The sequence below is a fragment of the Helicobacter sp. 23-1044 genome, assembly GCF_053654695.1.
On the sequence record NZ_JBSIUQ010000001.1, the window covers coordinates 140300 to 165946 of the forward strand.

The window sequence follows — 25647 nt, forward strand, 5'->3', positions numbered from 1 at the left end:
AAAGGACAAATTCACAATGCAAAATACCCAAAATATCCGCAATATCGCCGTTATCGCACACGTAGACCACGGCAAGACGACATTAGTAGATGGGCTTTTAAGCCAATCAGGCACATTTAGCGAGCGCGAAAAAGTCGATGAGCGCGTAATGGATAGCAACGACTTAGAAAAAGAGCGCGGTATCACAATCCTCTCCAAAAACACCGCCATAAACTACAAAGGCACAAAAATCAACATTATCGACACGCCCGGACACGCGGACTTTGGCGGCGAAGTCGAGCGCGTGCTAAAAATGGTCGATGGCGTGCTACTGCTTGTCGATGCGCAAGAGGGCGTGATGCCACAAACCAAATTTGTCGTAAAAAAGGCACTAGGCTTTGGAATCCGCCCCATTGTCGTGGTAAATAAAATCGACAAACCCGCCGCCGAGCCCGATAGAGTGGTAGATGAAGTGTTTGATTTATTTGTAGCGATGGGGGCTTCGGATTTGCAATTAGATTTCCCCGTGATTTATGCAGCGGCGCGGGACGGATACGCGGTTGTGAATCTAGAGGACGAAAAAAAGAATTTAGAGCCACTCTTTGAAGCGATTTTACAATCTGTCGCCGCACCTAGTGGCAGTAGCGAAAATCCGCTCCAAATGCAGGTTTTCACGCTAGATTATGACAACTATGTCGGCAAAATCGGCATCGCGCGGGTGTTTAATGGCGTTGTCAAAAAGGGCGAATCCGTAATGCTCGCAAAAGGCGATGGCACAAAAGAAGTAGGCAAAATCACTAAGCTGATAGGCTTTATGGGACTTGCCCGCACCGAGATTGAGAGCGCGGGAGCGGGGGACATTGTCGCTATTGCGGGTTTTAACGCCGTAGATGTGGGCGACTCCATAGTGGATAAAGACAATCCTATGCCCCTAGACCCTATGCACTTAGAAGAGCCCACGATGAGCGTGTATTTCGCGGTGAATGATAGCCCGCTAGCTGGCACGGAGGGCAAACATATCACCGCAAACAAAATCAAAGATAGATTGCTTAAAGAAATGCAGACAAATATCGCAATGCGGTGCGAGGAAATGGGCGAGGGTAAATTCCGCGTGAGCGGGAGAGGTGAGCTCCAAATCACAATCCTAGCAGAGAATCTGCGGCGCGAGGGCTTTGAGTTTAGCATTTCACGCCCCGAAGTCATTATCAAAGAGGAAGACGGCGTGAAAAAAGAGCCATTTGAGCATTTGGTAATCGACACGCCACAGGACTTTAGCGGGACGATTATCGAGCGACTTGGGCGCAGAAAGGCAGAGATGAAAGCGATGAATCCTATGAATGACGGATTTACGCGATTGGAGTTTGAGATTCCCGCGCGAGGGCTTATCGGCTATCGAAGTGAGTTTTTGACCGATACAAAGGGCGAGGGGGTGATGAATCACAGCTTTTTAGAGTTTCGCGCATTTAGCGGGAGCGTGGAGTCGCGCAAAAATGGCGCGCTCATCTCTATGGAGGCAGGTGAGGCGACAGGATTTTCGCTTTTTAACATTCAAGAGCGAGGGGTGCTATTTATCGCGCCACAGGCAAAAGTCTATGTGGGAATGGTGATAGGCGAGCACAGCAGGGACAATGACTTAGATGTCAATCCCATCAAAGCAAAGCACCTCACTAATATGCGCTCTAGCGGGGCAGATGAGGCGATAAAACTTGTGCCACCGCGAGATTTAACGCTGGAGAGGGCATTAGAGTGGATAGAAGAAGATGAGATTTTAGAAATTACGCCTTTGAACTTGCGAATCCGAAAAAAGATTTTAGAACCAAACTTGCGCAAAAGGGCAAATAGCAAAAAATGAAAAACGCCACAGATTCTGCGATTGTCTCAATCATCATCCCAATCTACAATGTCGCGCCGTATTTGCGTGAATGCGTAGATTCTGCGCTAAATCAAAGTTACGCAAATTTAGACATAATTTTGGTAGATGATGGGAGTAGTGATGAGAGTTTGCAAATCGCGCTAGATTCTGCGAAAAAAGATGAGCGCATTTTTGTGGTGTCAAAACCAAATGGCGGACTTTCTTCTGCGCGGAATTTTGGATTAGAGTTCATCAAAGGAAGCGCGTTGCGTGAGTTTTTCAAATCGCAGAATATAAGCGATAAAATACCATCATTTACCCAAACCCACACTAAAAACGCGCCCACAAAAGAGATTTCGCCAAGCGAGATAAACGCCCATTTCACGCAAATATCGCCAAATTTTATCAAAAGCGATTTAGTGCAAATAAATTCTTTCATCACGCAAAAACTGCCAGATTCTGCGATTATTCACTTTTTGGATAGCGATGATTTTTTGGCGCACGATTGCATTGAGATTTGTATGCAGAATCTAATTGCAAAAAATTTGGAGATTTTCGCGCATAATTGGAGTGATTTAAGCGAGTGCGGGGAGCGCAAAAATGGATGGTATTTGAGCGATATCAAAAAGCAAAATTATGAAAGCGGATTAGAAATGCTTGTGGCAAATAAGTATTATGCCTTTTTCTTTGCGTGGCAGGGGGCGTTTCGCGCGAGGATTTTGAACCGCTATGCTTTGCGATTTAGCGAGAATATTTATCACGAGGACCACGACTTTGGGACGCTACTTTTTTGCTTGGCGCACAAGGTGGCATATCAAAACGCGCCACTTTATATCTATCGCCAAAGAGCAGAATCTATAATGAATACGCAAAACGCAAACGGGGGGGGGGGATTTGCTTACAAAACTGCCTAATTTCTTGCGACCTTTGAGGGCGGACTTTGATGATTATAAAGATTTGCGGGGGTATTTTAAAAGTTATTGTTTAGTGGCGATGGGACGCAGAATCTATGATTTTTGGAGGGCATTTGGAGGCGATGAAACATATTTCAAAAAATCCACTCTTTGGTATGCCAAAAATTACATAGATAATTTTTATAACGCAAAAAATTTCTACGCACCCAAAGCAAGGGAAAATCTCTCTGCGATGGGATATAAAAATCTCACATTTTGGCATTATTATTTTGCGATAAAGTCGCGCGTGCGGGATTTAGAGAAACATTTACGGCGATTTGCATTAAAGGGTAAAAATGCAAAATCCTAGATTTTCTATCATCATCCCCATTTTTCGCGTGGAAAATTTTATCGCCCAAACCCTGCAAAGTGCGGTAAATCAAAGTTACGAAAATATTGAAATTATTTGCGTGGATGATTGCGGAGGCGATAGAAGTGTGGAGATTGCAAAAGAGTTTGCGCTAAGTGACTCGCGTGTGAAGATTCTGCAAAATTCGCGCAATCTCGGCACTTTTGCCACGCGAAATATTGGCGTACTAAATGCAAAAGGCGAGTATTTGCTATTTTTAGATGGCGATGATAAATTAGCATTGAATGCGTGTGAAAGGGTAGATTCTGCGATTATAAACGGGGGGGGGGGGATTTAGATATTGTGGCGTTTAACTACACGCATAAGATTTTGCATCCGCAAAACGCGCTATTTTCTATCAAAGATTTCGCGCTGTATGCTGCAAAAAACGGCATTGGCAGATATTGGGCGCTGTCAAATAAGGCGATTTTACGAAAAACCTACGCAAAATCACTGCAAAATTTAGATTTAAATCAACGGATTTTGGTATCAGAGGATGTCTTAAACTTCGCAAACCTGCTATTCCACGCTAAAAATTATGCTTGCATAAATGATAAATTATACTTTTACCGCCAAAATCAAAACTCTATAATGCAAAGGACGGACGCTAAAAAACTCCACTTAACCGCGCAAAATCATAATTTGGTGATAAAAACGCTACTGCATTTAAGTGCGAACTTATCGCCCCTATCGCAGAATCTAGCGCGAATTATCTGCATTGAGTTAGAAATCTCAAATATCAACTTTGCAAAACGGGCATTAAACAAATCCACGCTAAACTACCTAAAAACGAGTTTTTATAAGAAATTTTTGCGATTAAAACAAAGGCATTTCGTGGCAAAGATTCGCAGAATCTAGTGCGGGAAAAATATTAAAATCACAGAATCTAATGCGGGAAAATATTAAAATCGCAGAATCTATCGCAGATTCTACGATTTCGTGCGATTCGCAGAATCTGCATTACTCTCCGTCATTGCGAGATTTTGCGAAGCAAAATCGTGGCAATCTCTTTTTAGATTCTGCGTTTTTATGTGAGATTCAGTGTTTTTCTGCATTTTTTGTCATTGCAAGGGAGCGAAGCGAGCGTGGCGTCTGTGCGAAGCACCGACCCACACTTGCAAATCCAAGATTCTGCGAACGCAGAATCCGCCTCCAAATTGTCATTATGAGCGGAGTTAAACGAGTGAAGCGAAGTATCTCAAAAATCCCCCCTCCCTTGCGGAGGGGGTTAGGGGGTGGGTATTTTTCGCATTAGATTCTGCGAATTTTTGATTTTTTTACTAGATTCAGCGATTTTTTGCATTTTTTTCGTCATTGCGAGATTTTGCGTAGCAAAATCGTGGCAATCCATTATTTTGTCATTCTCGCGCGAAGTCGAAGCACGAAGCGAAGAATCTCTTTTGTGTGAAGCATTTTGAGATATTTCGCTTCGCTCAATATGACAATTTGAAGTGCGATTCGCAGAATCTAGCGCATAAAATCACTATTTCATCGCCACTAGCAAGTCCAACACCAAATTTGCCTGATGCGCAGCGCAGATATTCACACGGGGCGACATTAGCCCATTGCCCACCTTTGCTTCGCTCACCAAATCCCCGCACACATAGAAATTTTGCGCGATTTTTTGCGTTTTAATCGCATTTGATTGCCCATATCCTGCAAGTCCCGATGCGCAAATAAGTGGCGTTTGCGGAAAATGCGCGTGAAAATTCTGCGCTATCATCGCCTTTGCCACCGCGCTATCAAACGCCTCGCACACTATATCGCAATCCTTAAAAAGTGTGGGCAGGTTTTCGGGCGTAATGCGAAGATTGTGCGCATTCGTGGTGATAAATGGATTTATTTGCGCGATTTGCGCACTTAATGCCTCCGTCTTTAACCTCCCCAAATCGCTTATAAAATAGCTTTGGCGATTGAGATTGCTAGGCTCAACCACATCAAAATCAATCAGCACAAGCCGTCCTACGCCTATTCTCGCAAGCATTACAGCGATATTTGAGCCAAGCCCACCAAGCCCACAAATCGCAACGCAGGACTTTTTTAGCTTGTTATGCACCTTTGGCGTGTGGCGCGAACTCATCATCGCCTCCAAAGCCGCCCTAGGTGGCATAATCCCGCGCGGTATGCAAAATAGCTCATCGCCATCTTTTAGCGCAATCGCTTCGCGGGTGCAAAAGCCATTGACAATCCACACATCGCTTTCACTCTCACTTTTTGCGCTCAAAAACTCTGCGCTAGTCTTTGCGTCCGTCTCGCAAAGCTCGTTGTTAAATCTTATTTGCATAGTTGTCCTTTGTGGTAAGATTTTGGCGTGAATTATACTAAATTTTATCGCTGTGAATCTCCACGCCCTCGCATTCGCGCTTTGCGCCATCAGTGTTGTTTTTAAAAATATCCCAAAAGGGAAATTCTTTGCATTGCGCGGGGCGGATGGGGTATATTTGGCATTGCCTAGTGGATTCATCAAAAAAAATACACGCAAAGCCGTTTTGGTATGGCTTTTCGATAAGTGAGTATTTTGCGCCCACTTGACGGACGAATCGGCTTGTAAAATCCCCAAAATTTAGCCCCAAAAATTCTGCGATTTTGCCCATCTCATCTTTGTTTAAAAAAATATATCCACTCTCTCCAATACAGCATTTGCCCCCGCACTCTGCGCATTTTGATGGATTGAAGCTAAAATCAAAGCCGTCTTTTGTGATATTTTTTTGTGTGAGTTTTTGATTATTTTGAGATATTTCGCTTCGCTCAATCCGTAGGATTTGCGAGCGTAGCGAAGCAACCATATGACAATTTTTTTTGGATTGCTTCGTTGCACTCGCTTCGCTTCGTGCGCCTCGCAATGACGAATCGTTTTTAGATTCAGCATTTAAAACAATTCTAGTATTTGCGGTGTGGCTTTGCGCCGTTTTTGCGTGAAACGAGCGAGATAGAACTTGGGGAACACCCGAGCGAAGTTTATGCGAAAACGGCGCAAATTGCATACCCAAAGACGAATTGCCTTCTTTCATAATTCACTCTCATTTATTTTTATGCTCTGCGTTTTGCAAAATGCAAAAATCTCCCTTGCCTCCGCGCTATGTTCAATATCCACAAAGTTAAAAATCGGAGGCAAAACCTCCAAATATTTTTTGCTAAAATCAGCACTTATCATCGCCAAAGTGGCGTTTTTTTTGTATTCAATTCGCGCATTTTTTTTAGGATAGACAAACTGCAATGCGCTGACATTAAAGCCATTTTTTTGCAACGCACTAAAAATGTCCGCCAACGCGCTACTTTTATAGCAAAAAATAAATTTACCATTTTTGTTAAGCGCGGTTTTGGCGATTTTGGCAAGCGATTCAAAGGGTAGATTTTCGCTTTTTTTTGCCAAAAATAGATGATTTTTGCGCGGTGGGGGCGAAAATCTATCATAAAAAGGCGGATTTGAGATGATAAAATCAAACTTTTTTTTGGATAGATTTTGCAATGAATTTTGATTTGGCAAATCTATGCGCGATTTAGTAAAATCTACGCTAGATTCGCGCCCAAAGATTTCAATCGCATTTTCGCAAAAAATGTTCGCGCTTATATGATTAAAATCCGCATTTTTCTTGCATAATTTCGCATTGCGACTATCAATGTCAATCATCGTTAAATTCACGCCAAAATCCCGCCCACAGAGTAGTCCTAGTATTCCACAACCCGCACCAATATCTACCACGCTCACACCATTTTTCAAAAATCTTGCAATAAACGCATACAAAAACAAACTATCGCTATTGTAGCAATAGCCATTTTGTAGCTGATATAGGCTTAAAACGGCTTTATCCATAGCACTATGTCCTCTCCAATTTGTGTGCTATGCAAAATCCGCCCACCAAAATCGCTATGAAAGTTCCGTCCTGCCGTGATTTTTGGCGATATAAAAACAAGCAACAAATCGATTTTATCCCTAAACAGCGCGAAGCTTTTCCCCCCGCCCTCAATTATGCTAAATCCATCTTGCAAAATGTCGCAAATGTCGCTATGAAGCGTGATTTGGCGGTTTTTTACACTATAAATTTTTAGGGTTTTGTCCTCGCATTTTTTTAGACTAGATTCGCTCCCAAAAATGCAGACATTTGGGGCTTTTGCGCTTTTTGCTAGGCGCGAATCTAGCAGCGGATTATCATTTAAAATCGTTTTGGCAGAAATGATAATGCGCTTTGCAATTTCTCGCAGTTTGTGCGAAAAAATGCGCGAATCTTCGCTTGAAATAATGCCACCTTCAAAGCTACCATTTAAACGCTGGGCGATTTTAAAAACGCTCAAACGCCCATTTTTGCGCAATCGCTCAAAGGGATAGAGCAAATCTCTGCCCTTATCTTGCAAGACTCCACGCGTGATTTTAACGCCAAATTTTGATAGATTTTCCGCGCCACCACGCGAATTTTCGCCACTCTCATCAACGCTAAAAATAATATGTCTAAATCCCAAAGCCTTTAAAAGCTCGGCGCACGGGGGCGTTTTGCCATAATGATTGCAAGGTTCTAGCGTTACAAAAATGCTTGAATCACGCAAGATTCCGCTATGATTTGCCACCAAAAAATCAAAAATTTCATTTGCATTTTTTAGCGTTTGCAAAATCTCAAAATCCACGCCTTTTAGCGCGATATAGGCGGATTTGGCAGCTTTTAGCTCGGCGTGGCAATCGCCACATTTGCTATGCGCTTCAAGCGACAAAATGCGCCCATTTTTATCCAAAATAAGCGCACCCACGCTAGGATTTGGCAGGGCAAGAAGCTGATTTTCCCACGCCTTGCGCAGTGCCAAGTCCATATAAAAATCTAATTCCATTCAAAAATGCTTTTTGCCTTTTTAATGTCGCTGTATGAAAAAGTGCGCGAATCTAGTCTAAAATGCGTCTCATCGGCACTTTGCAAAGTCCCGCAAATTTTGCTTTTGTCATTTAGTGTGATTTGGATTTTTTGATTTAAAAAGCACTTAAAATGGCGCGGTTTGCTTAGGATTCGCTCTAATCCGGGCGAACTAACTTCTAAACTATACTCTCTCTCAAAAGGCTCATAAACATCAAGCAACGGGGATAAAATCTCGCTAATCTTTTGGCAATCATCGTGCGTAATGCCACTTTCTTTGTGAATGCAAACGCGCAAGATGAGATTGTCATTTTCGCGCACCACTTCAATGTCAAACAAATCATAACCGCTAGATTCGACAATCTGCGCGATTTGGGCGGATAGTTTGGAGTCAATCATTTAAATTCTCTCTTTTTGGATTTGTGTTTGTTTGCGCGACTTTTTTGTCATTGCGAGACTTTGACTTGTCAAAGTCGAAGCAATCCAAACCACGCGAATCTAAATTATATGAATCGCAATTTTGCAAAGTTGAATTCGCATTAGATTCGCCATTTTGCCCATTTGATTCGCTTAAATCTTTTCGCAAAAGGGCTGCACCCCCCGCCCCGCTCCCCCTACGCGCCAAAAGCTGCCGCTTTTCGCTTTTAGGGGGAGAGCCTCGCTTTTCCGCTTCTAGCAAAAAATCGGCGGTTGCACTACTGCAACCTTGCTCCCGATTTTTTGCACCACGAAGCGGGCGAGATTTGGTTGCACTTCGTGCTACTAAATTTATTGTGGATTGCTTCGATTCGCGTTGCGAATCTCGCAATGACGATTCGTTTAAATGCTCTTTTGCGTGGATTTTTCTAAAAATGCCCTCCAATCTATTGATATTTTCCAAACTCTCATCAATCACAAAATTAAGATTTGGCGTCCTATACCACGATAATTGCGCTTGTAAGTTCGCGCGAATCGCCCCACTAGCCTTTTTTAGCAACTTCAAAGCATCATTTGCGCTCAAATCGCCAAGCGAATTTTTATCCAAAAAAACCTTTGCAACTTCCTTCCCTTTGCTGCATTCCACGCGCGTAATGGCAATACTTTTTAGTCGCGTATCCTCCAAATCAAACAGCACTTCTTGCAATGCCTCTTGCAAAAGCGATTGCGTCCTTAAAATCTTTACATTCATCTTAAAAGCCCAATCACAGCTCTTTTGCTTTGAAAATCTCTTTGATGATTTCAAAGCTATCGCCGACTTTTATGTCGTTAAATGAATCCAACATTATCCCGCACTCATAGCCTTTGCCGACTTCTTTGACATCATCTTTGAAGCGTTTTAGCGATGAGATATTACCTAAATGTAGCACCTTTTCGCCCCGCAGTAAGCGCACTTTGTCGCCCCTATGGACTATGCCTTCAACTACGAAGCACCCTGCGATGACATTGCCTTTGCCAACGCTAAAAATATCGCGCACTTCGATATTACCGATGATTTCTTCCTCCACAATAGGGCTCATCATATTTGCGATTATGCCTTTGACTGAATCAATCAAATCATAAATCACCGAGTAGCTTTGAATCGCCACGCTTTGCTCTTTTGCCTTGCTTTTTATTTTGCCAAGCGGTTTTACATTAAAGCCCAAAATATAGCAATCGTTCATATTTTGACTTTGGACGCTTTGGGCTATGTCAATGTCGCTCTCTGTGATATTTCCCACGCTTGAAGCGATGATATTGACTTTGATTTCATCGTTGCTTAACGATTCAAGTGAGACTTTGATAGCCTCCAAACTGCCCTGCGTATCGGCTTTTATAATCAAATGCAGTGGCTTTAAACGCGCACTTGCGACAACGGAGCTTAACTCATCTAAGGATACTTTCGTGCTACGGGAGAGTTCTTTGGTTCGCAAGTATGATTTGCGCTTCATTGCGTATTCTTTTGCCTTTGATTCGCTCTCAATCCCTACCAAAATCGCCCCTGCGCTTGGCACTTCATTTAGCCCCGTTAAAATCGCAACTTCGGAGGGTTTTAGTTCGCTCACGCGTTCGCCATTGTCTTTTATAAGTGCGCGAATCTTGCCATAGGCAGTGTCCGCTACCACGCTGTCGCCCACTTTTAAAATACCCTCTTGCACGATTGCCGTTACCACAGGACCTTTGCCTTTATCCAAACTTCCCTCTAACACGACTGCTTTTGGCGCAATGAGCGTATCTGCTTTGAGCTCCATCAACTCCGCTTGAATAAGAATCGTATCTAACAGCTCATCAATCCCCGCTCCACTTTTTGCGCTCACAGGGACAAAATCAAGTGTCCCGCCCCAATCGCTAGGCAAATAACCCAACTCTGCCATTTCGGTTTTGAGTTTGTCGGGATTTGCGCCATCTTTGTCCATCTTATTCATCGCAATTATCATTTGCACTTGCGAATCTTTGGCGTGAGCGAGTGCTTCTTTTGTCTGCTCTTTTACGCCATCATCAGCGGCTATTACGATTATGGCAATGTCTGTTACTTGCGCACCGCGTGAGCGCATAGCAGCAAATGCTTCGTGTCCGGGCGTGTCGATAAAAGTAATTGCCTTGCCATTTTTCTCTACCATATACGCGCCTATGTGCTGGGTGATTCCGCCACTTTCAGTTTTGCTAACGCGCGATTCGCGGATATAATCTAAAAGCGAAGTTTTGCCGTGGTCTACGTGCCCCATAATCGTTACCACAGGTGCGCGAGTGATGAGATTTTGCGCCCCATTTGCGCTTGATTGCGCCTCCAAATATTCTAACGCTTCATTTTCCTTTGTGGTTTCGATTTTTAGCCCAAATTCCTCCGCCAAAATCTCCACGCGCATTTCGTCTAAAAAGTCGTTTTTGGTTACCATTTCGCCCATCTTAAAGAGCGTAGAGATAATATCCGTGATTTTTAGCCCCACCTTATCGGCAAATTCATACACGCGAATCCCCTCAGGTATTTTGATAATGTCATCTTTTTTCGCACTTGCTTCGCTTTGCGCCTTTTGCGCTTCGCGTTTGTGGTATCCGCGCCCTTTTTTCTTGCGCTCCCTTGAAACGCTATCAAAAAACCACGGATTTTTGCGTTGTATGCGAACTTGCTCGGTTAATCTATCCTCGCTTTTGTCGTTTTGCTCTATTTCGTTAAAATCAACTAGCATTACCTCATCGTCATCATCCATCATCGCCGTATCGCCCAAATTGCGGTTCAAATCGATTTTTTGCTCATTTGTGTGAATCTTTTTGGCGACTTCTTTTTTTCTGTCCTTTTTGGATTTGTATTTTGGCGTCTCATCATCGCCAAAATCCGCACTTGGGTGCAAAATCTTATCTCTTAAATCCCGTGCTTTGCTTAATTGCTCTTTGGAAGTCGGCTTGGGCTCGGGCTTTGCGCCTTTTGAAACGATGATGATTTTTCGTGATTCGATAGTTTTGATTGGTTTTTGTGAAATCGCAGAATCTTTTGCCTTATTCGCAGAATCTACCGCAGAATCCGCCTTTTTTTCACTAGATTCTGCGATTTTCGCAGAATCCGCAGAATCTAATTTCGCTTTTGTCGCAGAATCTACCGCAGAATCCGCCTTTGTCTCACTCGCAGAATCCGCAGAATCTTTTGCACTCTTTTTTGTGGGTGCTTTTTTTGCTGTGGATTTTTTGGTAGATTCTGCGTCTTTTGTGGATTTTTTAGCGGTTTTTTTCGCGCTAGATTCTGCGGTAGAATCTTTTGTGCTCTTTTTTGCGGGTGCTTTTTTTTCTTTCACTTCTTTTTTTGGTGGCATTTTACCAAGCGCAATATAGTTATAAATAATCTCTGCATCGCCCTGCGAGACGCTACTTTGGACGCTTTTTATTGTGATGTCAATTTCAGCAGCCTTTGCCAAAATCTCCTTTGTTTGCATTCCTAATTCCAATGCAATGTCTGCTACCTTTACTTTTTGCTCTGCCATACTTGCGCATTCTCCTTTGTGATGTTTATTTTAAAGATTTTTTGCAAAATTTTCTCGCAATTTTTGGACTCTATGCACGAATCACACAAATAAAAACTCCGCCCAAACCCGCGAAATGCGACAACTTCGCCATTTTCTATTTGCAATCTTTTAAGCAAATCTTGCGCGAATCGCCCACGACACGCCACGCACATTCTTTGCATTATCGCTTTTTTGCTCAAAACTTTACTCAACTTTGCACCAAAAATCCTGCAATTATACTATAAAATGCTTATGCCATTATTATCAAATTCCAATTCCAAAACGCGAAATTCGCTAAATTTTTTTGCCAAAACCGAAGCAATTTTTGGCGCATCATCGCGGTAGCAAATGTTTAAAAATGTCGAGCCACTGCCCGATAAAACGCTCATAAGCGCGCCATTTTTCATCGCTTCTTTTCGCACCGAAAAAAGCGCGGGAAAAAGCCCCATACGCAAATCTTGGTGAATCTTATCATCGCCTACGACTTTTAAAAGTTGCCACCGCTTTTGCGCAAAAATTGACGCAATCATCGAAGCGCGCGAGAGATTAAAAACCGCATCTTGCAAAGCGATTTGGCGTGGAATCGCCCTGCGTGAGTGCTTTGTCGAAATGGGCTTATTTGGAATCACCACAACCGCCTTTATATCGTTAGCAATGCGCGTTTTCACATAAAAAACGCGATTATTTTTTAGCATAGCGACATTAAACCCGCCATTTACCGCTGGTGTGATATTATCAGGGTGCTTTTCGTATTTCAAAGCACGATTTATAATCATATCTTTGGTGTATTTTATGCCAAGAATTTGAAATGCGCTTACAATCGCTCCCACAATCACAGCCGATGATGAGCCTAGTCCGCGTGAAATGGGGATTTGATTCTCCAAATAAAAGCTAAAATTTTTTTGCAAGAAATTTGCCTTTGGAGGTTTGGGCGAATCTTTGGGATTTGTGATTTGATTCGTAGATTTTGGATTTTTTGGAAGATTCGCGCAATTTTTACGCGCATTTTGCGCCAAATCGCCACTTTCTATCGATTCGCAAGTCTCTTTGAAAATTTTGATGAAATTATTGTCTTTGATTAGCTTTGGAATCCCCTCGCCCTCGCCTTTGATTTTGATACTTTGCAAAATGGAGGGCTTTACTTGAAAGTCATTATAAAGCGACAAAGCAAGTCCCAAGCTATCAAAGCCCGGTCCCAAATTCGCGCTAGTTGCTGGAATCCTAACTATCATAAAACGCCTTTTTAGATGATAAAAGTAAAAAAGTGAAATTGTAGCATTTTTTATAGGCAGATTCTGCGATTTTTATTGCAAGATTCTGCGAATCACATAAAATTCGCAGAATCTAATATTTACTGCTCTCACTCGCGCAATACAGCACCGCATCCATACACCCCGCAAGCGAAAACAGCCACATTTTATGCGCAAAAAGCCACTCTAATTTTTTCGCCTTTTGGCTAATCTCATCATTTGCGATTTTTGTGGTGATTTTGACAAGCTCCATTTCTTGGTGAAAAATGTAGCTCTGCGTGGCTTCATTAAAGATTTGCAAAAATTTTTGCGCCTTAAAAAGCCCCTTAATTTTTTCAATCGATTCAAGCGTTGAATCCAGCTTTTTAAAGTCAAATTCCTCTAATTTGCCCTCTTTATTTGCATTTTCTAATGCCTCGCAAAGCTCCGCCACTTCTAAAAATAATGCCTCAATTTTTGCCTTTTTTGCATTGCCATATTTTAGTAATTCTTGCGTTTTTTGCTTTGCTTTTTTTAGATTTGCCTTTGTTTCACTCTCGCTTGGCATTTCAAGCACAATTTGGGCTTTTTTTGTGCGTTGATTTACGCTACTCATCGCTTTTTCAAAAGGCATTTCGATAGTGTGCGGGATTCGCGCACCGCCCTCTGTGGCGTTAATCACGCAAATCCTATCCTTTGTATCAAAAATATCTTTTGCAAAAAATTTCAAAAACATATCCCAAACCTGCGTGGATTGCACGAATCCGCCCCCGCCGTATTTTTCAAGTCGCACCACCGCGCGCTCCTTCCCAATCTCGCTCTCCCCATAAACCGCGCCCTTGCTATGGCTTGTGCCGTCCTCTGCAAACGCCAAATCCTGCCCGATAAACACGCATTTTTCAAATCCGCTATGCACCACAATTTCATACGCCATATTTGCCGCGCTTAACCCAATGCCGACATAACCATAAGATTCAAGCTCAAAATAGCTCGTATAGCCAAATGGACGCTGTGAGATTTGCAAGATTCCGCCCTTTTTGACAATCTCACCAAGCAATTTTTTATGCGCAATCGAAGTGATTGCAAAAATGACATTTTTAAAAAATTGCGCATCCACCACTTCATAAAACTTCGCCGTAAGTTCCACGCGCTCCATTGAAAGCACGATGTCTGGCTTTATGCCGTGTTCACAAAGAATTGGGAAAGACGCATCAATGCAAAAAATGCTAACAAAATCCTGCATTTTTTTTAGCAAAGGCAGTTGCTTATAAAGGCTAGGACCTGTGGATACAATCACCGCGCAGTCGGTGTTTTTTGCCTTTGAGATTAGCTCATAAAGCGTGGGATTTTTTAGCATTAGCGGGAGATTTGCAATGTGGTGCTTTATGCCCGTAATCGCGTCATTGCTGTCATTTCCCAAACTCACCACACAATGCTCGATTATGGAGACAAAAAGTTTGTTGATTTGCCCTGCCAAATCCAAAAAATTATCATAATACGCGTTAAAAAAATGCAGATTGTAAAGTTTGCCGTGCATCAAAGCATCGCGATTTTGGCTAAAAAATGGGGAGAGATTTTCCATAGTCGCCACATTTGCGTTAAATAAAATGAATCTTTTTGTCAAAATATCATCGCTAAAATCTATCAAATTTAGCACGATGAAAATTATCTCCACATTTGGCTCAAAGACTAAGATTTGCTTGTGCGCGGGGTTTGAGAGAAGCATTTTATACAAAATCCCATTGCCAAGCCCAAAAAAGTAAAGATATGGATAAAGCTGATAGGGCGCAAGGGAGTTAAAAATCTGCGTGGTAGATTCGACACTATTGCCGCTAAATAGGACAGATTCGCGCCTTTTATCCAAAATATTTATATCAGCCGAATCTGCTCCGATAAAAACCTCAAAGTCCGTATTTGGCGTAACTTTTTGCAAGGTTTGATATAGAGCTAAATCAACCTTGCCAATCGCCCCTAAATTTTTCTCCCAAATGGTCATTTTGTGCCGTTTTTATGTGAGATTCTGCGAATCGTGCGCTATATTTTGCAAATTTAGGCGCGAATCTACTGCAACAATCGTAGCACATTTTGTTGCACCAAATTCGCTTGTGCCATCGCAAAACTTCCACTTTGTGCTAGGACATTGTGTTTGCTAAATGTCGCGCTCTCCGCAGCGAAATCCACATCGCGGATTAGCGATTCGGCGGCTTTGACATTCACTTGCGTAACGGAGACATTGTTAATCGTTGAGACTAGCTGAATCTGCACAGAGCCTATGTCTGCGCGGATTTTATCTAGCTGAATACGCGCAGATTCCGCCATATCCATAACCACCATCGCGCCTTTTAGGCTTGTAACCCCTGCGCCTATGCCGTTTATGTTGAGTTGCGCTTGGGCGACATTGGCGTTTGCGCCAGAAGCCGAAGCGATATTTGCATCAAAGATTCCCCGCACAGCGCGAAGATTCACGGTGTATTCGGCGATACCTTGCTCGGAGTGAAAGCCTATGTGGCTATAATTTGTGCCAGAGACGATAATATCCCGCGCATCCGTGCGAATCAAAGTCAGTCGCCCCACGATTGCGTGATTATCATCCTCTACGCCTACAAAGTTGCCACCGCCTAGCACTTCGTGCCCTTCAAGCGTTTTTATGCTAATCGCCCGTCCATCAAGACTTCGCAGGTTTAATCGCCCCGTGATATCGGTATATGCTTCAACGCCCGTGTCTTCTTTCACCGTGTTTATCGCTTGAATTAGCCGTCCATCGCTGTCATTTTTGCGCACATCATTGACATTGCCAATCTGTGTGCCATTTATGGTAAGTCCGCGAATTGTGCCTGACATCACCGCGCTACTGCCTGTCGCCATTACGCTCCACGCCGCGCGAATGCCAAGTCTATCGGAGTTTTTATTGATGATTTCAGCAAGGACGCCAATGCCCGTCCCCGCAGAGTGCGAGATTTTCACCGTTTCTAACTCATAGCTATTTATGCCATCGACTTGAATCATATTGAGCGCGACTTCGGTAAGATTTTCCTTGCCATTTTCAGGCTCCATACCCTCCCCTGCGAAGCTTGAACTCTCCATTCGAATATGTCCGATTTTATCGCTACTTGTGGGACCGATGGAGGCTTGGATAGTCGTATTTGAAAAGTCGCCGATTTGAAATTCTTTGTTTGAAAATGAGCCAGAGAGCATTTTTAGCCCATTAAAACTCGTGGTGCTTGCGATATTATCAAGCTCTTCTAAAAGACGGCGAATGTCGCTTTGAAGCGCACGGCGCGATTCGGTGCTTTGCCCGTCCTGTGCTGCTTGAATCGCCTTTGTCTTAATCGTATCCAAAATCTTTAATTGCTCATCCATCGCCTTATCCGCGATTTGAATCATACCGATGGCGTCATTTGCGTTGCGCACCGCTTGTCCCAAACTCTCACTTTGAGAGCGAAGTGAATCGGCAATCGCCATCCCCGAAGCATCGTCAGCCGCCTTGTTTAGGCGCAAGCCTGAGCTTAATTTTTCAAGTGAATTGTGAATGCTACGATTGTTTTGCACCCCAATAGTATGCGCATTTAACGCCGAAATGTTGGTATTTATCCTAAAACTCATATCCGTTCCTTGTGTAGAATTTTGCAAAATTAAGCAAAATGTATTCCAATTTCGCAGAATCTACTAGGAATTTTTGTGAAATATTCGCAGAATCTTAATAAAATCGCAGAATCTTTATAGTTTCGCAGAATCTCGTGTGCTGTAAATTAGTTTGCCACCCACCTTTATTGCGCCGTCTTTTTGCAATGTGGCGTTTTTTAGCGATAAAATTTTGCCATTTTCGCTATGAAATGAAAAGTCGTAGTTTTTGTGAAATTCCGCGCTATACGCGCTAAAAACTTCGCTCCAAAAGGCGGATTTCACACGCTTAAAAAATGCGCCCAAAAATCCATTTAAATCCCCTTGCAAAATCGCGCTGACATTGCTTTCTAAATGCGCGAATTTCTGCGCCTCCAAATTTAGCCCTATGCCACACACAGCGAAGTTTCCAGCGATTCCACACATTACGCCACCGATTTTTTTATGCCCCAAAAATAAGTCATTTGGGTATTTTAGCCAAATTGCCGAACCCAAATCGCGCAATTCACGCATAAAATTAAAGGCAAAAAAGATTGCGCTTGATTGCACTTGCAAGTCCTGCGGTAGCGAATCTAGCGGCAATGCAAAAGAAAAATATAGCCCTTTTTCTACCTGCCTCCATTCATTACCACGAGAGCCAATCCCCGCATTTTGCGCCTTTGCGACAATGCAAAGTGGCGAATCTACCGCACCGCTTTTGATTTGGGCGATTAAGTATTCTTGCGTGGAGGGTAGTGAATCAAAAAATTTTATTTGCATTTTGCGCCCATTTACCGCAAAATATCGCCCACTTTTAACCGCGCTCCGTTGAGATAGGCAACCGCGCTCATTTTGTTTTTACCCGCGCTTTGAAGCGATTTGATGATTATGCTACCGCTCTCACAGCCCACCACAACGCAAGACTTGCAAACTTCCAAAATCTCTCCCGCATTGTGCGATAATTCCATCTCATTGATTTCCACGCCAAAGAGTTTTAGCCCGTTTTCTAGCGCGATTTGCGGGTAAATTTCAAAGGCAAGGGATTTTAAAAAAATCTCTTTTGCGTCTATGAAGCGCACGATTCCATCGCTTTTTGCGAGTTTGTGGCAGTGTGATGAATCGCAGTCATTTTGCCTTAAAGGTGCGATTTGGTTAAGGCGATTTATGACTTTTAGCGCAAGATTCGCGCCCATAACGCTCAAAATCTCACTTAATTTTTCAAACCCAAATCCACCATTTTTCATCGCACTAATGCCTAAAATCTCCCCGCTATCAAGCCTTTCATTCATCTTTATCGCGCTAACGCCCAAAAATTTTTCATCATTTAAAATCATCGCATTTATGGGACTTGCCCCGCGAAATTTCGGCAAAATCGAGCCGTGAATGTTAATGCAGTAAAATTCATCAGTGATTGCCTTTGGGAGCATTTTTCCATAAGCCACCACAAGCGCAATGTCTGGCTTCAAAGTGCGCAAATCGCCTAAAATATCGCTAACTTTTTGTGGCTGAAAAATGGGGATTTGCGGTGCATTTTCCACCAAAAAAGCTTTGGTTTCTGGCATTTTTAGCTCTTTTTTGCGCCCAAAGGGTTTGTCCTCTTGCGTGATAAGTGCGATAATTTCAAAGGATTTTTGCTTTTGGGATTCGCGTTTGAGAGATTCGGACTTTTTTGATTCGCAAATGAGCGTTTCTAAAATATTTTTTGCAAAAAGCGGAGTGCCAAAAAATGCGATTTTTAGGGGTTTAGATTCTGCGATTTTCATATAATTTCCCCACATTCAGCGCAAAAAAGCGTCCCCTTTTCGTGTTTGCCATTTAGCAAAAATTCTAGTGTCGGCTCTAAATCAAAGCCCGAGCATAAGAACATTTTGCGCCCTTTTTTTAGCAAAAAGTCCGCTGCATTTAGCTTTGTAACGATTCCGCCCGTGCTAAATGCGCTCCCGCCTTGCTTGTCGCCCACCAAAGTTTCAGCGCGAATCTCACGGACATTTTTGATTAGCCTAGCATTTTTATTTTCAAGCGGATTTTTGTCAAAATAGCCATAAATATCGCTCAAAATCACCAGCATATCGGCATCAAAGCACTCCGTAACGCTTGCGCCCAAATTGTCATTGTCGCCAAAATTATCCAAAAACACCATTTCGCCCTGCGTTAGCACATCATTTTCGTTGATAATTGGCAAAATTTGATTTGCCAAAAGCGTCTCAATCGTTCGCCTAGCGTATCGTCTGCGCTTTATCGAATCAAATATAAAGCCCATCACAAGCAACTGCGCGGGGATTATGTCGTGCGCTCTTAATGCGTTGCGATATGCCTCCATCAAAAGCGGTTGCCCGATACTTGCCAAAACTTGCTTGTTTTCGATGAGTGATTTGTCGATTTTTAGCTGTGTGTAGCCACTTACAACCGCGCCCGAGCTTACCAAAATCACTTCAAATTTTGTGCGGAGTTTTGCGATAAATGCGCAGAGATTTTCAATCTGCCCTTGCGCTAGGGCGTTGCCATCAGAGATAATAGAACTGCCGACTTTTAGGACGATTCGTTTAGTGTCTTTCATAAAAATTAACCTTTTGCAATTTGTTCTTGGGTAATCATTCCGCAGATTTGGCGAATCGTCACAAGGCACGGACGCAAAAGTCCGCTATCCTTGTGTCGATTCACCAAAAACTACGAAAGCACCACCGCAATTACTTCGATTGTTTCATAAAATTTGCCTTTTCAAGTTATAAAAATCATAATTTTAGCAGAATCTTGCATTATTTTCATTGCAGATTCTGCGATTTGTAGAATCTAAATAAATTCCCTTGCAAATTGCCTTTTTAAAGATTATAATTCCGCTTTTTTTTAAGGGAGAATAATGAAAATCTTAATCTTAGGTGGCGGGTATGGCGGGCTGAAATGCGCTATCACACTGCAAAAGCACTTCGCAAAACTGCGTGGCAAAGCGCAAATCACGCTAATTTCAAAGCACGACTACCATTATCAATCCACACTGCTTCACAAAGTGGCGATTGGCACTTACAACGCACGAAAGGCGCGCATTTATTTTCGAAAAATCCTTGATTTAGGCAAAATCGCCTTTGTGAAAGATACGATTTTACGCATAGAGCGGGACAAAGTCATCGCGCGATATGCCAAATACGACTTTGATTATTTGGTGATTGCGCTTGGGTTTAAACCAAATACTTTTAATATTCGCGGGGTTAATGACTTTGCATTTGTCCTACATAGCGCAAATACGGCACTTCAAATCCGCTCACACATCGAAAATAAATTTAAAGATTTTAAGTTTAGCGATGATAAGTTTGACTTGCATTTTAATATTTGTGGGAGCGGATTTACGGGCGTTGAGTTTGCCGCTGAGCTCGCCAATCAAAGCAAAGAATTATGCGATATTTGCGGGATTTCGCGCGATTTGGTGCAAATAAATATCATCAGCAAAGCACCCAAAGTTTTGCCGATGTTTAGCGACAAACTGCGCGATATCGCTGAATCTAAACTCAAAAAATTAGGCATAAATCTAATCGTAGGCGAAGTAATCGAAGTGCAAAAAGACGGCGTGATGGTAAAATGCGATTCGGCGAAATATTCAGCGGTAGATTCAGCGATAAAAGTCAGCGCGAATACAAACATTTGGTGCGCGGGCGTGCAGGGCAATGAAGTCATTGGCAAAAGTGCCTTTGAGTGCAAAAATAATCGCATAAAAGTCAATGAATTTTTGCAAGTGCCAAGTGCGCCAAATATCTTTGTCATCGGCGATTGCGCGCTTGCCACACAGCGCGATATTATCCACGCGCCCACCGCGCAGCTAGCAAATCAAATGGGCGAATTTGTGGCATTTCAGCTTATAAATTTAGCGCGTGGAGTGACGCCAAATGCGCCATTTGCCTTTAATCATCGTGGGACGGTGTGCTCTATCGGGCATACCGATGGCGTGGGATTTGTGTTTCGCTTCAATGTGTGGGGCGAACTTGCGGCGTTTTTCAAAAATATTATTGAAAATAAGTGGATTTTAAGCATTGGCGGGTTGAAAAATGTCCTTAAAAAAGGGCAGTTTCGGTTTAGAAGTAGTTCGTAAAAAAGGATTTAAAATGGACTTTAATATCGCAGAATCTGAGATTTTGGCGTGTGCTGGACTTTGTGTAAATGACTTTGGTAGCGCACAAAAAGAAGTTTTGCTAGTGGGCGTTGAGAATGCGGAGATTTTCAGCTCTTTGCTAAAATTTGGCGCGAAAATTCACGCGCTAAATTCAAGCGTGGAGCGTGATAGATTCGCGGAGGGCGTGAAATTTTATGACTTGGCGATAAATCTAAAAGTGCAAAAATTTGATTTGATAATCGACTTAAAAAGCGCAAACACCGAGCATTATCAAAAGTTGCTAAAAAATAACGGCATTTTGATAGTGGATTTGCGCGATTTAAGCAAAGATGAGATTTTGCAAAAAAAGGCGGATTTTGTCGTGCTAGTGCCGTTTAGAGTGCAAGAGAGTGGGCGCGAAAAATGCTATCTTTTTGCCTCAAATAAATTTCACCCTTTGGCGGACTTTTCACTGCAAAAGTTAGATATGTGCGGGGATTTGCAATTTTGCAATGCGCGGATTTATGAAGGGTGCTTCGCAATGCCAAATTATGTAAAATCCGCGCTAAAAGGCGTCGTGCGAAATTAGTGCGAAAATGGCGTTAGATTCTGCGAATCGTGCAAAAATCGCAGAATCTGCCTTAATTTCGTCATTGCGAGACTTGCGAAGCAAGTCGTGGCAATCCATTAAGATTCTGCGATTCGCACGAAAATCGCAGAATCTAGTGCGCTATTTTCCGTCATTGCGAGGCGATTTATCGCCGAAGCAATCTAAAAATCCGTGCGAAGCACCCGAAACTCGCCCGCTTCGTGGTGCAAAAAATCGGGAGCAAGGTTGCAGTAGTGCGAGTGCCGATTTTTTGCTAGAAGCGGAAAAAGCGAGAGCCCTCCCCCTAAAAGCGAAAAGCGGCTGCTTTTGGCGAGTAGGGGGAGTGGGGAGGGGGGTGCAGCCCTTTTTGCGAAAAAAAACTAGCGAATCGAATGCTGAAAATGGCGAAAATATCATAGATTCTGCGATTTGTGCGAAAAACGCAGAATCTAAAAAAATTAAATACCCACCCCCTAGCCCCCTCCGCAAGGGAGGGGGAATTTTTAGATTGCCACGATTTTGCTACGCAAATGCAGGGCTTGCAAGCAAGTCTCGCAATGACGGAAAGTAATGCAGATTCTGCGTTTTTCTCTAAAATTTCGCAGAATCTCTAAAAATCAAACGATTCGCAGAATCTAAAAATAGATTCTTCGCTCGTTTCACTCGCTCAGAATGACAAAATAATAGATTGCCACGATTTGACTTTGTCAAATCTCGCAATGACGGAAAAAATACAGAAAAACGCAGAATCCACGCTCATTTCGTCATTGCGAGGCGCACGAAGCGAAGCGAGTGCAACGAAGCAATCCACAAAAAATCAATATCCAAAAAGCAAATCAATGCAGATTCGTTACAAGTAAGTGATTCACCCAAAACGCAGAGTCTCCCTAATAGATTGCCACGATTTGACTTTGTCAAATCTCGCGATGACGGAAAAAATACAGAAAAGCGCAGAATCTCCCCGCAAAATCACCCCCAAAAATACCACGCAAAAATTTTTTTAACCCATTTAATATTTATTTTATATTTTTATGCAATAATTAGAGATTTTAAAATTCAAAAGGGGGTTTAAGATGAAAAAGTTGCTTTTATTATGTGCGCTTCCCATTATGATTTTGGCAAATGGTGGCGGATATCCGCCCGGCGATGGCGATAATAATGTGAAATATGATGGCAAAATCTATCGTTGCTTCAAATATTTGGGGCATTCATTAAGCTATGCTAAAAATAACTCGCAGTGGGCAGGTCACGGCACATATTGTCTGCCAAATCGCCCCACACATTGCTTGAAATCTTGGCATTGGAGCGTGGATGGCAAGGATGACAAAGTCGAGGAAACAGAGCAGAGCAAAAAATGTCAATTTACAAGCTGCAAGTTAAATGGCGGTGGCAACGACCCAAATGCCCATGTTTTCATAAATGGTGCTGGTAGCTGGAATCCCATAAATACATATTCCTACTGCGCGATTGAGAAAGATGAGCGACACGGCTCACCAAATGAATTTCTCCAAATGGCAAAATGCGTAGAGAAAAACTCAGGCGAGGAAAAGCCCGTAAGTCTTTGCGATGCGGACGCAATGGGGCAAAACTATTATTACAAACCCAAATGCGATGCGGGCGATGATGAAAAAACTTGCAATGAAAAACTTCTTAAAATAAGCAATTCGCAAAGTTGGAATATGCGCTTTTGCTATCGCCCGTGGGAAGGTGGAGCACCCGGTGGCGGAACCATAAAAGTATTTTTGGATAATCAAGGCGGACAAACCGTGCGTTTTAGAGGATTTACCAATAATATGGGGTGGAAAAGCGGACCTTGCGAGCAGATGGCACTGCCAATCACTAGCGGTGGCACACCACCACCCGACCCTGATAAGCCAAAAGAGCCACTTGGCAAACTTGTCATTATCGACTGGGAGGATAGCAAGCAAGCGATTTCAAAAGTCCATACGAAAGTCTCTGGCAACTCTTATGACTTTAAAATCTACGCAGAATCTGGCAGTATCGATAGCGGACTGCAATCTGCCACCTGTCAAATAACCGATTCTGGCGCACAAGTTTTGCACTCTGGGAATGCTGGAAGTGCATTTAGCTGGAATAGTCTTTGGGCGATGAAATACAGCGCACCAAAATCCGCCTTCCCCAAAAGTGGCAAATATACAATCAAATGCAGTGGGAAAAATAAAGATGGAGATTCTGCGGAGGCGGAGGTGGATTTTTTAGTAGCGCCACATTTGTATCAATTCGGCGTGGTTAGCTTGAACTTTGACAAAGATGGAAATCCTATCAGCGAGGCACTCAACGCACAAGCAATAAGAGTGGAAAATAAAAAAGTCGAAACGCTAAAACACAGCAATGACAATTGGAAAAGAAAACCCGTGATAAAAATCAACAAAGAGCTAAAACTCCAAGTAAAAGAAGTCATCGCCTATACTGCCGATGGGAAAGTGGATGAAGGCGTGGATGTATCAAGCGATGTGAATGGTGTAATCAGTATGCAGCAAGATAAGAGCAAATCCACCACACAGGCAATCACAAGCGAGACGCCACTAAAAGGTGGCACGCCAAGCGTTAGCAATGCAAGTGGTGCGTGTGCCATCACTCCACAAATCACTGCAAATAACGCAGAAATGACAAAAGGACTCATCGCAAACGCAGAATCTATCGCCACACTTAGCGCGGATAATGCGCTAGTGGCGAATGCGGAAGTGCTGATTTTAGATAGCGTTTTGCAAGAGCAAATAAAACAGCAAGAGGCATCCGGACTTTGCGATGGCAATGGCGGGAAGTTCCCCTGCCCGTATCCCGGAGCGATTAAGGCGGAGTTTGACTATCAAATCGTGCCAAGCGATTTTCAAGTGGAGCTAAAAACCCATAAAGGTGCGGATTTGAAAGTGCTGTATTTGGGGCAGGGATACACGCCGGCGGTAGAAAAAGGCGTGAAACTTGTGATAACCGCGCTAAAAAATGAATTTGACGCGAATAATCCAAATAACGACATTGCAACGACATTTAGCAACAACTGCGCCGCGCAAGATATGACTTTTGCCCTAAATGCGGCAAATGGGACGATTAAAATCGAGTTAGTAGATAAAAGCGGAAAGGTTGAAACCGCCAAAGTGCCGTATAGTTCCTTTGTGAATGGCAAAATCACGCTAGATGACGCGATACTAAAAGTCACTAAAAATAACACGCCATTTACGCCAAATATGAAAAGCGAACCCATCATCATCGATAAAAATACCTTGAAAAATGATATGGGATTTTTTGGATTTGAGAATAGTTACTATCCAAAATACACAAATATCGCAAATGCAAATTTGGATATGGTGATTTTGCGTGCGCGAATAAATGCCATCGATACGGACAATGCGCCAAAATTCGGCACGGCAAATAATAGCAAGGTGCTTTATGAGTTTCAATGCGAGTATTGCGACATTGGCAGGGTTTATAATATCATCGGACGCGGTGCGTATGATAACAAAAAAGATAGAAGTCCAACGCAGCAAGGATGGTGGATTGATAGGACTTTTAGCGAGTATAACGCCGTGCAGGTGGAAAAAAATCGCTCCGAGATTGAAAACTTAGGCAATACGCAAATACGAATGATTAGTGGCGTGACAAACGGAATGCAAGAGATTGCGTATAGTTTTTTAAGTGCGGGGACTTATAAACTAAACATTTTGCACGGCAACTTCGTAAATGGCGCGACACCCGCCTCTATGCCGAACTTCTTGCTCTATAATGCCTATTGGAATGCAAATGTAAAGTGGAACACAAGCGCATTTATCTACATCAAAGGCGAGGCAAAAGATGAGCAGCGCAACTACGGCATAGACACCGGCGGAGCGAAAAACACGCGAAGCGGCGGAAGGACAGGGAAATATTAAAGGCATTTTAGATTCTGCGAATTTACACGAAAATCGCAGAATCTCGTGCGAAATTTTATCAAAAACGCAGAATCTCGTGCGAAATTTTATCAAAATCGCAGAATCTACCCCAAACTTTGTCATTCTGAGCGAGTGAAACTAGCGAAGAATCTCAAAAAAACTCCGTCATTGCGAGAAGTCGCACTTTGGGCAACTTCGTGGCAATCTATTTTTAAATTTATATACTGCTTTGGCAAATCAAAATTTATTTTACAACAACAAAATATCGCAGAATCTCATCAAAAAAATCGCAGAATCTATTCGTAGAATCTCGCACAAAAATCGCAGAATCTAGTGCAGAATC

29 protein-coding genes are annotated in these 25647 nt (G+C 42.8%); 14 read left to right on the top strand and 15 right to left on the bottom strand.

The genetic code is table 11. The features are described from left to right. Positions 1–16: 16 nt before the first annotated feature. The 7 genes from typA to ACWIUD_RS00875 are packed head-to-tail and all read left to right on the top strand — an operon-like array spanning position 17 to position 4551. On the top strand, positions 17–1831 hold the full coding sequence (typA, locus tag ACWIUD_RS00845; protein ID WP_454145764.1) for a translational GTPase TypA: 1815 nt from the start codon (positions 17–19) through the stop codon (positions 1829–1831). Continuing rightward, the gene (locus tag ACWIUD_RS00850; RefSeq protein ID WP_454145766.1) at positions 1828–2745 is read left to right on the top strand and encodes a glycosyltransferase family 2 protein; all 918 of its coding nucleotides are present in this window, start codon (positions 1828–1830) and stop codon (positions 2743–2745) included. The genes typA and ACWIUD_RS00850 overlap by 4 nt, the downstream gene beginning before the upstream one ends. Continuing rightward, entirely contained in the window at positions 2726–3094 is a 369-nt protein-coding gene (locus ACWIUD_RS00855; protein ID WP_454145768.1) for a hypothetical protein, read from the top strand. The genes ACWIUD_RS00850 and ACWIUD_RS00855 overlap by 20 nt, the downstream gene beginning before the upstream one ends. Next, on the top strand, positions 3081–3431 hold the full coding sequence (locus ACWIUD_RS00860) for a glycosyltransferase family 2 protein (protein WP_454145770.1): 351 nt from the start codon (positions 3081–3083) through the stop codon (positions 3429–3431). Before ACWIUD_RS00855 ends, ACWIUD_RS00860 begins: the two co-directional genes overlap by 14 nt. Before the next feature lie 5 nt (positions 3432–3436). Beyond that, a complete protein-coding gene (locus ACWIUD_RS00865) occupies positions 3437–3991 on the top strand; it encodes a hypothetical protein (protein WP_454145772.1) in 555 nt (184 codons plus the stop codon). A 31-nt stretch (positions 3992–4022) separates the two neighbouring features. Then, positions 4023–4388: a hypothetical protein gene (locus ACWIUD_RS00870; RefSeq protein WP_454145774.1), complete on the top strand. Its 366-nt coding sequence runs from the start codon at positions 4023–4025 to the stop codon at positions 4386–4388. Continuing rightward, a complete protein-coding gene (locus ACWIUD_RS00875) occupies positions 4369–4551 on the top strand; it encodes a hypothetical protein (RefSeq protein ID WP_454145776.1) in 183 nt (60 codons plus the stop codon). The genes ACWIUD_RS00870 and ACWIUD_RS00875 overlap by 20 nt, the downstream gene beginning before the upstream one ends. Positions 4552–4616: 65 nt before the next feature. Here ACWIUD_RS00875 and thiF read toward each other — a convergent pair whose 3' ends face one another. The 15 genes from thiF to proB all read right to left on the bottom strand — a co-directional run bounded on the left by thiF (position 4617) and on the right by proB (position 19307). Next, positions 4617–5417 carry a sulfur carrier protein ThiS adenylyltransferase ThiF gene (gene thiF / locus ACWIUD_RS00880; RefSeq protein ID WP_454145778.1) on the bottom strand — a complete coding sequence of 267 codons (801 nt, stop codon included), beginning with the start codon at positions 5415–5417 and terminating at the stop codon, positions 4617–4619. 37 nt (positions 5418–5454) lie between these two features. Beyond that, positions 5455–6144: a YkgJ family cysteine cluster protein gene (locus tag ACWIUD_RS00885; RefSeq protein ID WP_454145780.1), complete on the bottom strand. Its 690-nt coding sequence runs from the start codon at positions 6142–6144 to the stop codon at positions 5455–5457. Next, a complete protein-coding gene (locus ACWIUD_RS00890) occupies positions 6141–6947 on the bottom strand; it encodes a tRNA1(Val) (adenine(37)-N6)-methyltransferase (RefSeq protein ID WP_454145782.1) in 807 nt (268 codons plus the stop codon). The genes ACWIUD_RS00885 and ACWIUD_RS00890 overlap by 4 nt, the downstream gene beginning before the upstream one ends. Continuing rightward, positions 6929–7951, bottom strand: a complete 1023-nt coding sequence (ribD, locus tag ACWIUD_RS00895; protein WP_454145784.1) for a bifunctional diaminohydroxyphosphoribosylaminopyrimidine deaminase/5-amino-6-(5-phosphoribosylamino)uracil reductase RibD — start codon at positions 7949–7951, stop codon at positions 6929–6931. Before ribD ends, ACWIUD_RS00890 begins: the two co-directional genes overlap by 19 nt. Then, positions 7942–8370, bottom strand: coding sequence for a ribosome maturation factor RimP (locus ACWIUD_RS00900; RefSeq protein WP_454145786.1), 429 nt, complete (start codon positions 8368–8370; stop codon positions 7942–7944). The genes ribD and ACWIUD_RS00900 overlap by 10 nt, the downstream gene beginning before the upstream one ends. Continuing rightward, positions 8363–9193 (bottom strand): 30S ribosome-binding factor RbfA, encoded by an 831-nt coding sequence (gene rbfA / locus ACWIUD_RS00905; RefSeq protein ID WP_454145788.1) that lies wholly within the window; start codon positions 9191–9193, stop codon positions 8363–8365. Before rbfA ends, ACWIUD_RS00900 begins: the two co-directional genes overlap by 8 nt. Then, positions 9153–11900: a translation initiation factor IF-2 gene (infB, locus tag ACWIUD_RS00910; RefSeq protein ID WP_454145790.1), complete on the bottom strand. Its 2748-nt coding sequence runs from the start codon at positions 11898–11900 to the stop codon at positions 9153–9155. The genes rbfA and infB overlap by 41 nt, the downstream gene beginning before the upstream one ends. Then, entirely contained in the window at positions 11882–12133 is a 252-nt protein-coding gene (locus ACWIUD_RS00915; protein WP_454145792.1) for a DUF448 domain-containing protein, read from the bottom strand. The genes infB and ACWIUD_RS00915 overlap by 19 nt, the downstream gene beginning before the upstream one ends. Before the next feature lie 27 nt (positions 12134–12160). Beyond that, positions 12161–13153, bottom strand: coding sequence for a homoserine kinase (gene thrB / locus ACWIUD_RS00920; RefSeq protein ID WP_454145794.1), 993 nt, complete (start codon positions 13151–13153; stop codon positions 12161–12163). Between the two features lie 112 nt (positions 13154–13265). Further along, a complete protein-coding gene (locus ACWIUD_RS00925) occupies positions 13266–15146 on the bottom strand; it encodes a motility associated factor glycosyltransferase family protein (RefSeq protein WP_454145796.1) in 1881 nt (626 codons plus the stop codon). Then, positions 15103–15234, bottom strand: a complete 132-nt coding sequence (locus ACWIUD_RS00930; protein WP_454145798.1) for a hypothetical protein — start codon at positions 15232–15234, stop codon at positions 15103–15105. Before ACWIUD_RS00930 ends, ACWIUD_RS00925 begins: the two co-directional genes overlap by 44 nt. Further along, positions 15212–16753, bottom strand: coding sequence for a flagellin B (locus ACWIUD_RS00935; RefSeq protein ID WP_454145800.1), 1542 nt, complete (start codon positions 16751–16753; stop codon positions 15212–15214). The genes ACWIUD_RS00930 and ACWIUD_RS00935 overlap by 23 nt, the downstream gene beginning before the upstream one ends. A gap of 114 nt (positions 16754–16867) precedes the next feature. Continuing rightward, the gene (locus ACWIUD_RS00940) at positions 16868–17530 is read right to left on the bottom strand and encodes a biotin--[acetyl-CoA-carboxylase] ligase (RefSeq protein WP_454145802.1); all 663 of its coding nucleotides are present in this window, start codon (positions 17528–17530) and stop codon (positions 16868–16870) included. 11 nt (positions 17531–17541) lie between these two features. Continuing rightward, positions 17542–18528: a methionyl-tRNA formyltransferase gene (locus ACWIUD_RS00945; protein WP_454145804.1), complete on the bottom strand. Its 987-nt coding sequence runs from the start codon at positions 18526–18528 to the stop codon at positions 17542–17544. Next, positions 18510–19307, bottom strand: coding sequence for a glutamate 5-kinase (gene proB / locus ACWIUD_RS00950; RefSeq protein ID WP_454145806.1), 798 nt, complete (start codon positions 19305–19307; stop codon positions 18510–18512). Before proB ends, ACWIUD_RS00945 begins: the two co-directional genes overlap by 19 nt. A 26-nt stretch (positions 19308–19333) precedes the next feature. Here proB and ACWIUD_RS00955 point away from each other — a divergent pair, with 26 nt between their 5' ends. From ACWIUD_RS00955 to ACWIUD_RS00985, 7 genes are all read left to right on the top strand, one after another. Then, entirely contained in the window at positions 19334–19537 is a 204-nt protein-coding gene (locus ACWIUD_RS00955) for a hypothetical protein (protein WP_454145808.1), read from the top strand. A 70-nt stretch (positions 19538–19607) separates the two neighbouring features. Continuing rightward, the gene (locus ACWIUD_RS00960; protein WP_454145810.1) at positions 19608–20828 is read left to right on the top strand and encodes an NAD(P)/FAD-dependent oxidoreductase; all 1221 of its coding nucleotides are present in this window, start codon (positions 19608–19610) and stop codon (positions 20826–20828) included. Between the two features lie 13 nt (positions 20829–20841). Next, complete coding sequence (locus tag ACWIUD_RS00965) at positions 20842–21417, top strand: hypothetical protein (protein WP_454145812.1); 576 nt, start codon at positions 20842–20844, stop codon at positions 21415–21417. A gap of 7 nt (positions 21418–21424) precedes the next feature. Continuing rightward, positions 21425–21988 (top strand): hypothetical protein, encoded by a 564-nt coding sequence (locus ACWIUD_RS00970; protein WP_454145814.1) that lies wholly within the window; start codon positions 21425–21427, stop codon positions 21986–21988. Positions 21989–22121: 133 nt separating this feature from the next. Beyond that, positions 22122–22277 (top strand): hypothetical protein, encoded by a 156-nt coding sequence (locus ACWIUD_RS00975; protein ID WP_454145816.1) that lies wholly within the window; start codon positions 22122–22124, stop codon positions 22275–22277. Positions 22278–22490: 213 nt separating this feature from the next. Beyond that, positions 22491–25304, top strand: a complete 2814-nt coding sequence (locus ACWIUD_RS00980) for a hypothetical protein (protein ID WP_454145818.1) — start codon at positions 22491–22493, stop codon at positions 25302–25304. Positions 25305–25349: 45 nt separating this feature from the next. Then, on the top strand, positions 25350–25610 hold the full coding sequence (locus ACWIUD_RS00985) for a hypothetical protein (RefSeq protein WP_454145820.1): 261 nt from the start codon (positions 25350–25352) through the stop codon (positions 25608–25610). The last annotated feature ends 37 nt before the right edge of the window (positions 25611–25647 follow it).

Coding starts and splice junctions, on each gene's coding strand:
- typA (WP_454145764.1), top strand. CDS start 17: ATGCAAAATACCCAAAATATCCGCAATATCGCCGTTATCGCACACGTA.
- ACWIUD_RS00850 (WP_454145766.1), top strand. CDS start 1,828: ATGAAAAACGCCACAGATTCTGCGATTGTCTCAATCATCATCCCAATC.
- ACWIUD_RS00860 (WP_454145770.1), top strand. CDS start 3,081: ATGCAAAATCCTAGATTTTCTATCATCATCCCCATTTTTCGCGTGGAA.
- ACWIUD_RS00870 (WP_454145774.1), top strand. CDS start 4,023: ATGCGGGAAAATATTAAAATCGCAGAATCTATCGCAGATTCTACGATT.
- thiF (WP_454145778.1), bottom strand. CDS start 5,417: ATGCAAATAAGATTTAACAACGAGCTTTGCGAGACGGACGCAAAGACT.
- ACWIUD_RS00885 (WP_454145780.1), bottom strand. CDS start 6,144: ATGAAAGAAGGCAATTCGTCTTTGGGTATGCAATTTGCGCCGTTTTCG.
- ACWIUD_RS00890 (WP_454145782.1), bottom strand. CDS start 6,947: ATGGATAAAGCCGTTTTAAGCCTATATCAGCTACAAAATGGCTATTGC.
- ribD (WP_454145784.1), bottom strand. CDS start 7,951: ATGGAATTAGATTTTTATATGGACTTGGCACTGCGCAAGGCGTGGGAA.
- ACWIUD_RS00900 (WP_454145786.1), bottom strand. CDS start 8,370: ATGATTGACTCCAAACTATCCGCCCAAATCGCGCAGATTGTCGAATCT.
- infB (WP_454145790.1), bottom strand. CDS start 11,900: ATGGCAGAGCAAAAAGTAAAGGTAGCAGACATTGCATTGGAATTAGGA.
- thrB (WP_454145794.1), bottom strand. CDS start 13,153: ATGATAGTTAGGATTCCAGCAACTAGCGCGAATTTGGGACCGGGCTTT.
- ACWIUD_RS00925 (WP_454145796.1), bottom strand. CDS start 15,146: ATGACCATTTGGGAGAAAAATTTAGGGGCGATTGGCAAGGTTGATTTA.
- ACWIUD_RS00930 (WP_454145798.1), bottom strand. CDS start 15,234: ATGTGCTACGATTGTTGCAGTAGATTCGCGCCTAAATTTGCAAAATAT.
- ACWIUD_RS00935 (WP_454145800.1), bottom strand. CDS start 16,753: ATGAGTTTTAGGATAAATACCAACATTTCGGCGTTAAATGCGCATACT.
- ACWIUD_RS00940 (WP_454145802.1), bottom strand. CDS start 17,530: ATGCAAATAAAATTTTTTGATTCACTACCCTCCACGCAAGAATACTTA.
- ACWIUD_RS00945 (WP_454145804.1), bottom strand. CDS start 18,528: ATGTGGGGAAATTATATGAAAATCGCAGAATCTAAACCCCTAAAAATC.
- proB (WP_454145806.1), bottom strand. CDS start 19,307: ATGAAAGACACTAAACGAATCGTCCTAAAAGTCGGCAGTTCTATTATC.
- ACWIUD_RS00960 (WP_454145810.1), top strand. CDS start 19,608: ATGAAAATCTTAATCTTAGGTGGCGGGTATGGCGGGCTGAAATGCGCT.
- ACWIUD_RS00965 (WP_454145812.1), top strand. CDS start 20,842: ATGGACTTTAATATCGCAGAATCTGAGATTTTGGCGTGTGCTGGACTT.
- ACWIUD_RS00970 (WP_454145814.1), top strand. CDS start 21,425: ATGGCGTTAGATTCTGCGAATCGTGCAAAAATCGCAGAATCTGCCTTA.
- ACWIUD_RS00980 (WP_454145818.1), top strand. CDS start 22,491: ATGAAAAAGTTGCTTTTATTATGTGCGCTTCCCATTATGATTTTGGCA.